11 protein-coding genes and 1 tRNA gene are annotated in these 15,498 nt (G+C 41.2%); 4 read left to right on the top strand and 8 right to left on the bottom strand.

The genetic code is table 11. The features are described from left to right. Positions 1 to 205: 205 nt before the first annotated feature. The gene (locus ACM0OX_RS20685; protein ID WP_414516874.1) at positions 206 to 1,492 is read left to right on the top strand and encodes a homoserine dehydrogenase; all 1,287 of its coding nucleotides are present in this window, start codon (positions 206 to 208) and stop codon (positions 1,490 to 1,492) included. 574 nt (positions 1,493 to 2,066) lie between these two features. On the opposite strand, the gene ACM0OX_RS20680 is transcribed toward ACM0OX_RS20685, so the two are convergent. The 7 genes from ACM0OX_RS20680 to ACM0OX_RS20650 all read right to left on the bottom strand — a co-directional run bounded on the left by ACM0OX_RS20680 (position 2,067) and on the right by ACM0OX_RS20650 (position 10,013). After that, the gene (locus ACM0OX_RS20680) at positions 2,067 to 2,489 is read right to left on the bottom strand and encodes a hypothetical protein (protein ID WP_414516873.1); all 423 of its coding nucleotides are present in this window, start codon (positions 2,487 to 2,489) and stop codon (positions 2,067 to 2,069) included. 300 nt (positions 2,490 to 2,789) lie between these two features. Beyond that, positions 2,790 to 2,861 (bottom strand) — tRNA-Lys (locus tag ACM0OX_RS20675). Positions 2,862 to 2,924: 63 nt separating this feature from the next. Continuing rightward, positions 2,925 to 5,174 carry a GAF domain-containing protein gene (locus ACM0OX_RS20670; RefSeq protein WP_414516872.1) on the bottom strand — a complete coding sequence of 750 codons (2,250 nt, stop codon included), beginning with the start codon at positions 5,172 to 5,174 and terminating at the stop codon, positions 2,925 to 2,927. Between the two features lie 344 nt (positions 5,175 to 5,518). Then, entirely contained in the window at positions 5,519 to 6,082 is a 564-nt protein-coding gene (locus ACM0OX_RS20665) for a hypothetical protein (protein ID WP_414516871.1), read from the bottom strand. Further along, entirely contained in the window at positions 6,082 to 7,320 is a 1,239-nt protein-coding gene (locus ACM0OX_RS20660) for a glycoside hydrolase family 10 protein (RefSeq protein ID WP_414516870.1), read from the bottom strand. The genes ACM0OX_RS20665 and ACM0OX_RS20660 overlap by 1 nt, the downstream gene beginning before the upstream one ends. Before the next feature lie 271 nt (positions 7,321 to 7,591). Further along, a complete protein-coding gene (gene glcD / locus ACM0OX_RS20655; RefSeq protein WP_414516869.1) occupies positions 7,592 to 9,064 on the bottom strand; it encodes a glycolate oxidase subunit GlcD in 1,473 nt (490 codons plus the stop codon). A 94-nt stretch (positions 9,065 to 9,158) separates the two neighbouring features. After that, positions 9,159 to 10,013 carry a WG repeat-containing protein gene (locus tag ACM0OX_RS20650; protein ID WP_414516868.1) on the bottom strand — a complete coding sequence of 285 codons (855 nt, stop codon included), beginning with the start codon at positions 10,011 to 10,013 and terminating at the stop codon, positions 9,159 to 9,161. 171 nt (positions 10,014 to 10,184) lie between these two features. On the opposite strand from ACM0OX_RS20650, the gene ACM0OX_RS20645 reads away from it, so the two are divergent. Further along, on the top strand, positions 10,185 to 10,889 hold the full coding sequence (locus tag ACM0OX_RS20645; protein WP_414516867.1) for a Uma2 family endonuclease: 705 nt from the start codon (positions 10,185 to 10,187) through the stop codon (positions 10,887 to 10,889). 55 nt (positions 10,890 to 10,944) lie between these two features. On the opposite strand, the gene miaA is transcribed toward ACM0OX_RS20645, so the two are convergent. Then, on the bottom strand, positions 10,945 to 11,850 hold the full coding sequence (gene miaA / locus ACM0OX_RS20640; RefSeq protein ID WP_414516866.1) for a tRNA (adenosine(37)-N6)-dimethylallyltransferase MiaA: 906 nt from the start codon (positions 11,848 to 11,850) through the stop codon (positions 10,945 to 10,947). Positions 11,851 to 12,065: 215 nt separating this feature from the next. Between miaA and gyrB the strand changes: the two genes are divergently transcribed. Together gyrB and ACM0OX_RS20630 are read left to right on the top strand one after the other, a co-directional pair. After that, positions 12,066 to 14,003, top strand: a complete 1,938-nt coding sequence (gene gyrB / locus ACM0OX_RS20635; RefSeq protein WP_414516865.1) for a DNA topoisomerase (ATP-hydrolyzing) subunit B — start codon at positions 12,066 to 12,068, stop codon at positions 14,001 to 14,003. Between the two features lie 370 nt (positions 14,004 to 14,373). Further along, positions 14,374 to 15,003: a fasciclin domain-containing protein gene (locus tag ACM0OX_RS20630; protein WP_414516864.1), complete on the top strand. Its 630-nt coding sequence runs from the start codon at positions 14,374 to 14,376 to the stop codon at positions 15,001 to 15,003. Positions 15,004 to 15,498 lie beyond the last annotated feature (495 nt).

Raw genomic sequence — 15,498 nt, 5'->3', positions numbered from 1 at the left:
TAGTCATTGGTCATTAGTCACTTGTACTGAGCGACTCGTGCCGAGCATCTCGACTCCGCTCGATAGAACCGGAGCCGAGGTAAGTCGAAGTATTAGTTTTAGACAAAGAACGAACGACGAAGGACAAATGACAAAGGAAGCAGGATAATCAGTAGGTAGGGCAAACGCTCTACCTACAATTGTTATTGGTGAAATTGGGTGCAAAATGGGTGTGAAACTAGGAATACTGGGATTAGGCACCGTGGGAACGGGAACAGTGCAGTTGTTGCAAGATAGTGCTGGGCGTCACCCATTGTTGCAAGAGATAGAAATTTATCGGGTGGGAGTGCGATCGCTAGATAAACCCCGTGCAGTAGAATTGTCTACGGAAGTATTAACAACAGATTTAGAATCAATTGTCAACGATCCGGCGGTAGATATAGTTGTCGAGGTGATGGGTGGATTGGAGCCGGCGCGATCGCTCATTCTCAAAGCTTTAAGTAATGGTAAGCATGTAGTCACCGCCAATAAAGCAGCGATCGCCCGCTTCGGAGCGGAAATTTTCACAACTGCCAATCAAGCAGGCGTATACGTGATGCTAGAAGCCGCAGTGGGTGGTGGTATTCCGGTGATTCAACCCCTAAAGCAATCTTTAAGTGTTAACCGAATTCATACTGTAACGGGTATTGTTAACGGTACAACAAACTACATCCTGACACGGATGCAAACAGAAGGCAGCAACTTCAATGATGTCTTAGCTGATGCCCAGCGTTTGGGTTATGCTGAAGCTGACCCCACCGCTGATGTGGATGGCTTAGACGCAGCCGATAAAATTGCCATCCTGGCATCATTAGGCTTTGGTGGACGCATCAACCTACAAGATGTTTATACTGAGGGCATTCGGCAAGTGAGCAAAACAGATATTGCCTACGCCGAAAAATTGGGATTTGTGATTAAATTGTTAGCGATCGCTAAACGTGATACTCCCTCATCTCCCCTTTCTGTTAGAGTTCACCCTACTTTAGTGCCTCAAGCTCACCCTTTGGCTAGCATCAACGGCGTTTACAATGCCATTCTTGTCGAAGGAGAACCCATCGGGCAAGTAATGTTTTTTGGCCCTGGTGCTGGTGCTGGTGCAACCGCCAGTGCCGTAACATCAGATATTTTGAATTTAGTTGCTGTCCTCAAAACCAATACAGCAGTTGCAAATCCATTATTAACTTGTGGACATCAGGAATATTGCCAAATTGCACCGATGGCAGAATTAATAACTCGGTTTTACGCCCGTTTCCTCACGAATGACCAACCTGGAGTTATCGGTAAATTGGGGACTTGCTTTGGTAATTATGGCGTTAGCTTAGAGTCAATTGTCCAAACTGGCTTTCAAGGGGAACTTGCAGAGATTGTGGTTGTTACCCATGATGTGCGGGAAGGTAATTTTCGGCAAGCTTTAGCAGAAATTCAGGATTTGTCAGCGATCGAAAGCATTCCCAGCTTACTACGTGTACTTTGAGATTAGTCGGGAGCCAATACTGTTCGGTTAATGCAATAGACGCGATGAATCGTCGTCTCTACAATAATCAGTCTTTCGTCTTGACGGCGATTTATTGCATCTTTGTGATCTAGAATTTTCATCAAAAACCCTTAACCGAACCGTATTGAGTCGAGAGTAAGGCTCGTTAAGTCGGCCCTAAGAAAAACAGTTGAAATGTTGACATTGTTAATCTCGTTGACCATAACTTTAGTATCGGCTGAGACCATCTACAAGCACTAATCTATAAAAGATTCAGCGATAACTGGGCTTTGTCCTTCCAGCTTGTAATAACGACTAAACATAATCTCCATTTTGTCACATTACCGCCACAACCCTGATTCCTGGGTACTTATAGCTTATTTTGTCTACATTAGCGATTAGGGAACCTGCATTTCTAACGAAAAATAAGGTTTCTAGCTATTAGTCATTAGCCTTAATTATCTTCCAGTTTCTGGCTAGCCAATAAAAACCCGCATCTTAAGAAAGAATGCGGGTTGATCATAGATTAATTTTGAGTGTTAATTGGTGACGGATAGAGGAGGGCAAACTACTTTCATAAATTTTCTTTAAGGTGATAAGGATTACCGCCTAAATGCTTGTACAAACTTTTTAAAAAATCTTGATCTAAATCTTTTAAAAGTTTATGAATGTATTGGTCAAAACTTCCTAGTTTCATTTTGTCATAAATCACTAAGTTACCATCATCTTTTTTATCATAGAAGTGAGGAGTAATGTTTCCAGGCTCGCTGTATTCAAATTTTATAAATTCAGATACAAGTTTTTTTACCTCTTCTATACTAAAATTATGCGTTTTACCAATTTCTTCAATCTTTAATAATCCTGATTCTGACTTGTTTTTATATTCACGAGATATTTTCTTTAGCTCTTCTCTAGCTTGCAAATTGCCACTAGATGAATCTGTAGAAATAGAATCTAAATAATTTGTAAACTTATTCACTTCTTTGTTTTCAAGCATCACAAATACTAAAACAGCAACTACTTTTTCAAGTTAGTTCTATTGAAACAAATTACACAGAGTAAAACCACTGAAAGTTGGGTCTATGTAATTAATAATGTTTTCTGACCGCAAAAAGTGGAATCTGAAGATTTTAATCGCCCATTAGATACACTAGACATTTGCACAGGGGGCGTTTTTATTTAAATTAGTCAAACATTTAGTGGCGTTTATCCTTAAGCAATGAGGCTTTCAGAGATTGCCGCAAACTCAATTTAGGCAAGACTTAGGCAAGGGTAAATTTTGAAGGGCTGAAGAGAGTGGGTGACGAGGGAATCGAACCCGCAACCAATAGATTAAGAGTCTACTGCTCTACCGTTGAGCTAGTCACCCACACGAATAACAATCGTAGCACAACTTCTGACAATTTAGCTAGTGCTATGCCCAAAAAAGGAATTAAAAGGGGAATTTGACAGTGAAGGTGGTTTGGCCTGCTGCACTCTCTACATAAATTGAGCCGCCTAAATGTCTGACCATTTTCTGCACTAATGCCAATTCCAGCCCCGTGCCGCTATGTTTCCAAGGATCGTGTTTGGAAAGGTGATAGAAAGGTTCAAAAATCCGCGAGAGTTCATTGCTGGTAAGCTCTATTCCCGAATTGGTAATATTAAGCTCGACTGTATCCCCAATCAACTGAGCAGAGACTGCGATCGCTTCCCCAGCTGGGGTGTATTTGCAGGCATGGTTGAGCAGTTCGGTGACAATCCGCTCCAAATCAGTGATATCTGTCTCCAAAGGGGGCAGCGCCCGATCTACAGTCAGGTTTAACTGCTGTCGCTGGCAGTTGGTGAGGTCTCGAAAAGACTCGATAATCGGGTGAAGCCAGCTTTGAAAGTCAATGGCAATCAAGGTTGGGGGATCGGGTTCGGCTTCGAGATATGTGAGGGTGAGTAAATCGTTAATTAACTTGCTTTCTCGCCCACACTCGTTATGCAGAATCTGCAAGAGTTGCGGCACTATTTCTATCTCTGATATTTCTGCTGGTGTGAGGACACTTTCGAGAGTTTGGACTGCAAGGCTAATGCTGGTTATTGGTGTCCGCAGTTCTTGGGATAGAGTTCTGAGAAATTGGTTTTTGAGCCGATCGCTTTTTTCTAGTTCGTTTACCTGTGCCTGGTTTTGTTTGTAAAGCTGGGATTGACGAATGGCGATCGCACATTCATTTGCTACCTGCTGCATTAGCTCAATTTCAAATTCGTCAAAAGCCTCTTGTGATGGTCTTGTCAACCAAATATTTCCCAAAATTCCTTGAGGATCAAAAATTGGACAAGCCATCTGGGACATAACTAGCAACTTTGGTTCCCATCCCGGTACAATTTCCAAAAATTGCAATGGTTGTTTTTGCAACAGCGGCTGATAAACTTCAAGATGGTCTGCAATCTGTTTGGTTAATCCTTGACACTGCGACAAATCAATACTGTATTCGTAAGCAATAGTAACTAGAGTTTGACAGGTACTGTAGAGTTCAATTTGGCAACGTTCAAGGTTTAGTAACTTTGCTAATTCCTGGGTAAGTGTCTGCAATACCTGAGTTTGATCCAGACTGTCGCGGATTTGTTCTGTCATACGTCGCACCAAGGCTTCAAAGTTCCGCACCTGCTGCAACTTACTGATGTGCTTCTGTTTCTGTAACTCCATCTTGGCTTTGAGATCCTGGAGTTGCTGATGAAGTTCTGCCTGTTGGACTGCAATGCCGATTTGAGTTGTCAACTGCTTGAGCAAGTTAGTTTCTGTTTGCTGCCATTGACGCGATTCACGGCAATGCTGGGCAATCAATAGCCCCCACATATCTTGCTCTTGGAAAATCGGCACGACGAGATTGGCTCTTATCTGCAAAGATGTCAGGAAATCTATATGGCCAGGATGCAAGCCTGCTGCATAAATATCTTCGATAACTTGAATGCAACCTTGTCCGTGGTGTTCTGGATGTTTGCCACTGAAGCAGGGATCGGTGATGTTTTTGCCCAATAGGGGATCGCTTGTAACTACAGTTGATTCGGCAATGATTACTCCACTGCCATCAGTCTCGAAACGATAAATCAACACGCGATCGCAATTCAAAAACTGCCGCAGTTCAATTGTAGTCTGATGCAGAATTGTCTCTAATTCTACTGATTGGTGAATCCGTCCAGCGATCGCTTCTAGCAGTTGCTCTCGTTCAACCTGGAGTCCAACTGCTTGTTCTGCTTGCTTCACAGGGGTAATGTTAGTACTAGTACCAATCAATCGATAAACCTTGAAGTTAGCATCCTTTAGTGGGGTGAGAGTCGTACTCCACCAAGTGGGAACTCCTTGGAATTGCAAACATTGTTCGTAAGAAATAGTTGTGCCAAATTGCACGCAGTCCACATAATGTTGACGCACCTTTGCAGCATCAATAGCAGAGAGGATATCCTCTGGCTTTTTGCCCCGGAGATCGTCTGAGCGAATCCCTATCCACCGTTCATGAGTAGGATTAAGGGCCACATATTGAAAATCTCCATCCTCCAAAACATCAACTACAAATATTGATGCCTGTACAGAATCATACATGCTGAGTAGAAACTGCTCGCTACTACTTTTTTCATCTACTTCTGTGCCAAAAAGAATTTGAGGTGGCGATAATTTTGTCAACTCCATAGTTGATTCCACTGGATTTATATTCATGCGAGAGTCCCACTCTTGTATTACTGACTCTTCTAGGCGCTCTCTTGTCGTTAAGCTTGTAGTAGATGCACTTTAGCGCCTATAGCAAAGTATTGTCAGCTGTTGCTCATCGAAATTTTGATCTTTCTCTACTTCTTGTCAGAAATCTAGGAAAGCTAATAGGAGTCAGCTTAACAAAATCCTGCTTTTTGAAGGTGAAAATACATTTGCAGGTTAGGGCAAACTTACTGAAATTTTTTAACAGTTTTTCAAGATTGTTGCATATATCTAAATGCAAACTTCAGTATATATCAATTAATTTTATAATTCTTAATAAAAATGCGATCGCTCGCGTCTGTGACAACTTACAATCGCAATTTGTGAGCATTGATTCCCGTGAGGACACCAACCAGCAGCCAAGTGATGCCTAATCCGATGACTTCACCTAAAAATAACTGGCTTAAGTAGCGCCAGATTATTCCCACAGCAGAACCCACGGGGACAGCAACAGCCCAACTTGCCGCAGAGACAAATATCCATCGCCAAGCTAGAGGCTGGGGAATTGCTAACCATTGTGCTAATCCAATCCCCAAGCCGCCAAATGCTCCATAAACCGCCCCTGACAGGATTCTCACAGGAAGAATCTGAGTGCTAGGTACAATCCAACCCACCGCACCAATACCGATCGCAGTGATAATACTCCAACCCAAAAGACTTGACAAAATCCACCTGATACAAAATATAGGTTGTTTAAGTAGACAACCTTGAGGAAGTGCGATCGCAAATCCGCCGATAGCGGCCTCTACCACGCCAATATCTGGCTTTTCGCCGACTTCAATTAAGAGTAAACTCAATAAAAATCCGCCAAAAGTAGCTAAAGTCCACAGCAACGTAAAGCCAAATCTAGTATTTTTAGGCGCGAATGGCATCAAAGTTTCTTTGTTTGTAATAGTCTGACAGTTTTTGCATTAAACATCTCAAAAAAACCTTTGCGTCGCTGTTGGGGAGATTCCGGTACGATGTAACCCCACAGACTCTCCCAGTAGAAAAAGGAGATACCATCAAAATTGCGATCGCGCACTACCTGAACCTGTTCTCTAACTTGTGCCATTTTCACCGGATTACCTACCGTTCCTGTTGATATCCCAATACCTACAGGAATTAGACTTTGAGCCAATTTTATAGATGGAAGTTCTAGTTGAGCGATAAAAGACTTTTTATCATTTCGATACACCTGCAAAATTAACTCATTAACTAAACCTTTTTTTACCCAATTTTCCCAATCTTGCAAATAGTATTTATAAGCAAAAGCTTGATAATTGGGAGACAAAGATATTTTGATTTTGGGCTTAACTGCCTTCACAGCTTGATAGATTTCTGCCATGAAATCGGTAATTTTATCTGCCCGCCACCGCATCCATTCTGAGTTAAAAGGGTCATTAGGGGGACTTTTGCCTTGATGTTCTTGCTGGTAGAGTTGAATAGTGAAGCGATCGTAGCCGAACTGTACAGGCATCCCAAAATGGTCATCAAGTTGAATACCATCCACATCATAATCCCTGACTACTTCTAAAATTAACCCTTGAATAAATTCTTGTACTTGTGGATGTAAGGGATTCAACCAAGCTTGTTTAGTGATTAAAAGATTGTCGATTTCTTCTGGTGGGGCATCTTGAATAGAGTTAATACCTTCTTGTCCAATTGTCAACCAGTCAGGATAACGCCTTGCTAATTGTGAATAATGCGGCGTCATGAACCCGTATTCAAACCAGGGAATAACTCTCAAATCTTTATTTTTGGCAAGTGTTACTATTTTTGCTAAAACATCCTGTCCACCGTGCATGAAGTTAAGCAAAGGTTGAGTTTCTGATCCTGTTGTTATTTTGGCTACAGTACTCTTATAAAAAGTATGTCCTCGGTTCCAAACTACAGGATAAATCGTATTAAAGTTGAGAGTCGATAATTGATTTATGGCACGGTTAATACCCCAAGGGACAAATAGTACACCACTAGCAACATTAGTAAGCCAAACGCCGCGAATTTCTGTAGTTAAAGGACTGGTTTTTTGGGAATAAACTGGCAGTGAAGAGGGTAAAAAACCTGTTAAAGCAACTACTAATCCCAAACACAGCAAGTAAGCAACACAACGGCGAGCAACCCGATTCATTTGTAAGCGTGACCTAGTGCGATCGGAATATATATATAACTACAAAATAAAGTTGCAATCCTCCGGATGATGTAAAGAAATGATGATTCAGAACTCAGAATTCAGAACTCAGGAGTCAGAATAGTTGAAATAATACGGAGCCAGTTCTGGTCATGAATATACCTAACGATACCAAAACCTAATAAATTAGGACTTAAAACTCTAACTCTTACTCCTAACTTCTAATTCTTAACTCCTGACTCCTGAATTCTGACTCCTGAATTCTTTCTTATTAAAATCTTTCCACACCTTCAAATTGCTTGAGTGCCGATGCATTTGCTGCTTCACCACAAGTCCGTGGTGTGGGGAATATCTTTTCAGGATTTGCTAACCCTTTAGGATTAAAAACTTGCCGCACCCATTGCATAGTTTCTAAATCAACTTGGCTAAACATCTGTGGCATATAGCACCTTTTCTCTGCTCCGATGCCATGTTCACCAGAAATACTACCACCGACTTGGACACAAAGTTTAAGAATTTTCCCACCCATTTCTTCTACTTGCTCTAACGCTCCATGCACAGAATTATCATAAAGAATTAGCGGATGAAGATTGCCATCCCCAGCATGAAATACATTAGCAACCCGATAACCATATTGTTTACTTAATGCCTCAATTTCATGCAAAACATAAGGTAACTGAGTCCTGGGAATTACACCATCTTGTACATAATAATCTGGACTTAAATGCCCAGCCGCAGCAAAAGCCGCTTTACGTCCTTTCCATAATTTCAACCGAGTTTCTGGGTCAGTAGCAGAAGTGACATTCCGCGCACCGTTCTTTTTACAAATTTCAGTAACTCGCTGCTTATTTCCTGCAACTTCCACTTCTAAACCATCAATTTCTATTAGTAAAATAGCAGTAGCATCGCGGGGATAACAATTCGTTGCGACAACATCTTCAACTGCATTGATGCTAAAGTTATCCATCATTTCCATACCACCAGGAATAATTCCGGCGCTGATGATGTCAGAAACAGTTGCTCCCGCAGCTTCAATGCTAGTAAAATCTGCCAACAGCACACAAATTGATTCTGCACTTTTAAGAATTCGCAAAGTAATTTCTGTGGCAATTCCTAAAGTACCTTCGGAACCAACAAAAACACCTGTTAAATCATAACCAGGCATTTCCGGGATTTGTCCGCCTAAATCGATAATTTCCCCTTCCGGCGTGACAATTTTTAGTCCTAAAACGTGGTTAGTAGTAACACCGTATTTAAGACAATGTACGCCACCAGAATTTTCGGCAATGTTGCCCCCAATAGAGCAGATAATTTGACTAGAAGGGTCAGGGGCATAGTAAAATCCAGCACCACTAACAGCTTGTGTTACCCAACTATTAATCACCCCTGGTTGTACAACTGTCCGTTGATTTTCTAAATCAATGCTGAGGATTTGCCGCATTAACGAGGTGACAATTAAAACTGAATCTTCTACTGGTAAAGCGCCACCAGATAGACCAGTACCAGAGCCGCGTGCTATGAACGGTATAGAATATTGATTGCATATCTTCACCACTTGGGCAACTTGTTCTGTAGTTCTCGGTAAAACCACCACAGCCGGACGTTGGCGATAACCAGTTAAACCATCGCATTCATAGGTAATAAGTTCTTCGCGGCGTTGTACCACACCATTTTTGCCAAGAACAGCCTCGAATGCTTTGAGAATGGGTTTCCAGTTGCGTTGTTTTTTATCTTGGGTAAGCATAGTTTTTTAAAGTTCAAGGTAGATGTTGCAGGCTGCTTAGTATAGCTGTAATTACTATATTTTAAATTCTATCTTCTTCCTCTGTTGTAAGTTCTTACTTCTCATCTCTTAATTCTTTTTTTAATGATGTATCTATCTCTATATCTTTTAAAAAATTAGAGTTGGGAGAATTGACTATTTGACCTGTATGGTCAATATATTTATGATTTTTGCCAATTCTGACTCGTGCTTGCCCTTTAAAAAACTTGTCAGCACCATCAAACTGAGGAGAGATTATTACCTGCCCTGATAAGTCAATATAGCCCCATTTATAGGCAATTTTAACTGCTGCCAAGCATTCCGAAAATCTATCTACGTAATCAAAATTAAATGGTATAATAATTTGTCCTGATAAATCTATGTAGCCGTATTTCTTGCCAATCTTTACTCGTGCTAGACCTTGGGAAAAGCTCTCAGCCCAATCAAATTGACAGTTGATAACTATTTGCCCTAATGAATTGATATAGCCCCACTTATAGTCAATCTTTATAAGTGCTAGACCTTCTGCAAACTGCCAAGCCTGAGTAAATTTAGGAGGTATGATTATTTGCCCTTTCTTATCTTTATATCCATACTTTTCACTATTCTTGAATCGCTCTAAACCTAATACAACGTGTTCCACTTCTTGAAACTGAAACGGAATCGTGACAATCTCTCTATTAACACTTTTGTTGCTAACTTCAAATCGCGTTACCTCATGAGACAATCTTTCAGGCTTATCAAATTGTGACTGAAGAATCATCGTCCCCATTTGGTCAATGTAGTCAACTTTATGACAAAGCTTTACTTGTGCTATTCCATTGAAAAATTTTCCAGCCTCATCAAACAGAGGTGGAATAACTACTTGTCCTTTTTGATTTTTGTAGCCCCACTTGCCCCTCTCTTGGAATGGCCTCAAGCCGTTGGTCATTTAGTTTGCCTACCTTTTATTTTCGTACTGACACAAACCTCTTATTGTCAATAATGGCACAATCATCTCTTAAAGCCAAAAATAGTGGACACACTATTTTTGGCTAACTTGCATCCTCTCATCCCCAATCAATTAACCTAGAAATAACGCTCTCAAATACTGGATAAAATCATGGTTCAGCAAGTTCTAATCAATGATGATGATTACTATGTGCCAGATGCTAACCAGCTAGTCACTGAAAATGAAACTTTAGATAATTTTGCTACTTCCAAACAGAAACGCCTTTTAATTAGTTCTCTTTACAGTTCTTTACAGCAGCAAGGTTTTTTAGCAGCAGCTAATGTCGGTATTTACCATACAGATGAACAACCCGCAATTGTTCCCGATATCTTCCTCAGCTTCGATGTTCAAGTACCTCAAAATTGGTGGGAAAAACAAAATCGTTGTTATATGGTTTGGCGTTTTGGCAAACCTCCAGAAGTTGTCCTCGAAATTGTCTCTAATAAAGAAGGTGATGAACTTGGCAAAAAGCTGAAAATTTATGAGCAAATGCGGGCTAGTTACTACATCGTATATGACCAGAATCAGCAATTAGGAGAAAAACTACTACGCGTTTATGAACTTAGAGGAAGGCGCTACTTTGAAACTTCAGAAAATTGGTTAGAACAAGTTGGTTTAGGTGTGACTTTGTGGGAAGGGAAATTTGAAGATAGACAAGATACTTGGTTACGCTGGTGCTACCAAGATGGTACTGTTTTGCTGACTGGAGATGAACGCGCCGAACAGGAACGAGAACGTGCCGAACAAGCAGAACAACGTACCCAATTACTAGCAGATAGGCTACGGGCTATGGGCGTAGATCCCGACACTCTATAGGACATTTACTGTAAATGCGCAAAGTTTTTTGCGTCTTTGCATGAGTTTATAATTCTCACGAACTTGTGCAACTTATAAACTCATTTATCCGATGCCAAACCTTCTCTAATAAATCTGGATCATTAGCATCAAACCATTGAATTTGTGGATATGCTCGAAACCAAGTGCGTTGTCGCTTGGCAAATTGTCGCGTATGCAAAATTGTTAATTCTTTCGCTTCATCCAAGGAAATATCCCCAGCCAAGTATTGCTTAATTTCTTGATAGCCCAAAGTATTCAATAAAGACAAATCAGCGCCATACTTTTGACAAAGATACTCCACCTCAGCAACCAAACCATTTGCTACCATCTGTTGAGTACGCTGTTGAATCCGAGCATCCAATTTTTCAACATCGCAATCTAAACCAATTTGCAGAATTGGATAATCGGGTGGATTCTCGCCTTGCTGTTCTGAAATGGGATGACCAGTGACATAATATACCTCTAAGGCTCTTAAAGTTCGTACTGAATCATTGCCATGAATCTTTTGTGCGGCAACTGGATCGACTTGTTGTAAAATTGCGTAGAGTTGTGGTTGTCCTAGAGATTCAAGCTGCGATCGCAATTCCGTTTGTGGTGCAACTCTCGGAATTTTCATCCCTTGAACAATAGAACGGATGTATAAACCAGTGCCACCAACTAGAAAAAGTGGTGTAACACCAACAGAAGCAATTAAAGCTTGTGTTTGTTCCTGGTAGTCTGCTACTGTCATCATGTCTGTTGGATCGCAGATATCTATTAGATAGTGCGGCACAAATTTTTGTTCAGCCACAGTTGGTTTCGCCGTTCCAATATCAAATTCACGATAAACTTGACGAGAATCAGCACTAAGAATTGCAGAACCCAACCGCCCTGCCAAAGCCAAAGCCAAACCCGATTTCCCCGTTGCTGTCGCCCCACAAATCACAATTAATTTAGTCATTAGTCATTTGTCATTAGTCATTTGTAATTGGTCAAGATTTAGAAATTCTTTACCCTGCCTCCCCTGCCCCTCTTCCACGGTACTGCAACCCCAGTATAAACTTCTCTTTAAAATGCCCTACAGACGCCAGCAAGGCTTTTGTGTTACAATTTTGGAGTGTTTTTACTTTTATTTGCCTTTCGGCGATTTCAACCTCACGCATCAGGAGAGTTTACATGACGAGCAGTTACAGTGCCGATCAGATTCAAGTTCTGGAAGGTCTGGAAGCCGTCCGCAAAAGACCAGGAATGTACATTGGTACCACTGGGCCGCGAGGACTCCACCATTTAGTTTACGAGGTGGTGGACAATTCAATCGATGAGGCTTTGGCGGGTCATTGCACTCATATAGAAGTGGATATCAACGCTGATGGTTCGGTGACTGTAACAGATGATGGTCGCGGTATTCCCGTCGATACTCACTCGCGTACCGGAAAATCGGCTTTGGAAACCGTAATGACGGTGCTGCACGCCGGCGGTAAGTTTGGCGGCGGTGGTTACAAAGTTTCTGGAGGATTGCACGGGGTTGGTATTTCTGTTGTTAATGCCCTCTCTGAGGTTGTAGAAGTTACAGTTTGGCGAGATAAAAAGGTTCATCTCCAACGCTATGAACGCGGTATCCCAGTTACCGAACTGCAAACCAAGCCTTACAAAGAAGCTAGAACTGGAACTTCTGTCACCTTTAAGCCAGATACTCAAATCTTTACAACAAGCATTGAGTTTGATTACATCACTTTATCAGGTCGCCTACGGGAATTGGCGTATCTGAATGCAGGTGTCAAAATTACCTTTACTGACAACCGTTTAGAACTACTAAAAAGCGATACACCGAAAGTAGAATCCTACAATTACAAGGGTGGCATTAAAGAATATATCGCGTACATGAACCGCGAGAAGCAACCACTGCATGAAGAAATTATCTATGTGCAGGGGGAACGGAACAACGTACAAGTGGAAGTTTCATTACAGTGGTGTACTGATGCTTATACGGATAATGTGCTAGGTTTTGCTAATAATATTCGCACAGTGGATGGTGGTACGCACTTAGAAGGGTTGAAGGCGGTTTTGACTCGGACATTAAATGCGATCGCCCGCAAGCGCAATAAAATTAAAGAGAATGAACCTAACCTCAGTGGCGAACACGTCCGCGAAGGTTTGACAGCCGTAATTTCCGTTAAAGTCCCCGACCCAGAATTTGAAGGACAAACCAAGACTAAACTCGGTAATACCGAAGTTCGAGGAATTGTCGATTCTTTGGTAGGAGAAGTCCTTACCGAGTACTTAGAGTTTCATCCTGCCATAGCAGACTCAATTTTAGATAAAGCTATCCAAGCTTTCAAGGCCGCAGAAGCAGCCCGTCATGCGCGGGAATTAGTTCGCCGCAAATCGGTACTAGAATCTTCGCCATTACCTGGTAAATTGGCAGATTGTAGTTCTCGTGACCCTAGCGAATCTGAGATATTCATTGTGGAAGGGGATTCAGCAGGTGGGAGTGCAAAACAAGGACGCGATCGCCGCACTCAAGCTATCTTGCCTCTACGTGGTAAAATTCTTAACATTGAAAAAACCGACGACGCTAAAATCTATAAAAATAACGAAGTTCAATCGTTAATTACAGCCCTTGGTTTAGGTGTTAAAGGCGATGAATTTGATTCTACTCAACTGCGCTATCACCGCATAGTCATTATGACGGATGCTGACGTAGATGGAGCGCACATCCGTACTTTGTTGTTAACATTCTTCTATCGATATCAACGGGCACTCATCGAACAAGGCTTTATTTATATTGCTTGTCCCCCACTGTTTAAAGTAGAACGGGGACGTAATCATGAGTATTGCTATAGCGATCGCGAAAAAAATCAAGCGATCGCCAAATTCCCTGCTAACGCCAACTACACCATCCAACGCTTCAAAGGTTTGGGTGAAATGATGCCACAACAACTCTGGGATACCACCATGAACCCAGAAACTCGTAAAATGAAGCAAGTCGAAATTGAGGATGCCGCCGAAGCCGATCGCATCTTTACAATTTTAATGGGCGATCGGGTCGCACCCAGACGAGAATTCATCGAAACCTATGGCTCTAAACTCAACTTCACCGATCTAGATATCTAATCTCAACAGTCCTAAATCATTCGTAAAAAACAAGATCCCCGATTTTTCCAAGAAGTCGGGGATCTTTAACTTTGAAATATTGCTTGATCGTGCCAATTTTAGATTTTAGATTGAGGATTTTTTAATCCAAAATCCAAAATCGTCAATCCAAAATCAGTTGACATTCCTGCAACAGATTTTGCTAAAGAATTTATATCCAAAATTTCTGTAAAAACTACCTCTTTTGGGTGATGACAAGCTATGTAATTTATAAACTTATTGTATTAACATTTTTGATACCACAAATTATGTCGTTAGATGAGTGACTATATCCACAAATTCATTAACTATTGTTAATAATTCCTTATTTAACTGGATTCTACACAAAGCTATGAAAGCGAGCAAAGGCATAGTAGGAAAAGCATTGTTCAATATTATTAGCATCGGTAGCTTAGTTGCTCTGTCTGCCTGCGCTCAACCTGTTGCAGAAACTCCTACAGCAACTGTCCCTTCAACAACTGTCCCGCCCGTCACACCAACTCCTACTGCCACTATTGCCACTCAAAATTTAGCAGAATTGGCAAAGTCAGCAGCTAGTCAAGGACAGTTCAAAACTCTCATCCAAGCAGTGCAAGCTGCCGGATTAACTGAACAATTGGCTGCACCAGGCCCTTATACAGTATTTGCACCTACTGATGCTGCGTTCTCTGCTTTACCAAAAGCCACTCTAGACCAACTCTTACAACCAGCAAACAAACAACAATTAGTCAAGCTTTTGTCCTACCACGTCATACCTGGGGGAATTACCTCCCAGCAATTGATATCTGGAGAAGTTAAAACAGTTGAGGGTAGTCCCGTTAAAATCACAGTCGATCGTGCCAGCAACTCAATCACAGTCAACAACGCTAAAGTGCGTCAGCCAGATATCCCAGCTAGCAACGGCATTGTTCATGTAGTTGACCAGGTGCTTCTGCCACCTAATTTCTCTGCAAGTCTAAACACCACCCCAACACCACGGTAGTTCAGCAAAGTTCATAGTCTCCAGTTTTCAACTTTGAAAGCCACCGTGACTTTGAACTAGTTGCTAACAATCAATTAAAAATTTAAGTTGAATTATCACTTGTGTGACAAGTAAATACTACAAAAAATACAAATATTCCAAATTTATCGCTTGTCAAACCATATAATTTGCCGATTGTCAAGATTGTCGAAACAATCAATGCTCGATTGTTAGCAAAACTACCAACTTTATTGGAAAGTTAGTTCAGATAATACTCTTTGCTCTGACTCGCTGATTAATTTGAACCACCAGCTAGAAACACATTTGTTATGCTTTAAGAAAATAACTGAATATCATCTATCCAACAGCAATTAATAAGTATTTTGAGGATTTCTCATCATAAGATGACAGAAACTTACCGAAATAAAAGTATTGAAATTTACAATTGATTTACGTAAAAAAGCTTTGTAACTAAATCATCAGGTAATTTGCTGGGTTCTCTGTGTTCGAGGTAAT

The organism is Nostoc sp. PCC 9305, from assembly GCF_963920915.1.
In the GTDB taxonomy this organism is placed as follows: domain Bacteria; phylum Cyanobacteriota; class Cyanobacteriia; order Cyanobacteriales; family Nostocaceae; genus Nostoc.
Note: the sequence above shows the minus strand (reverse complement) of the source record. Positions and strands in the feature narration are given on the sequence as shown.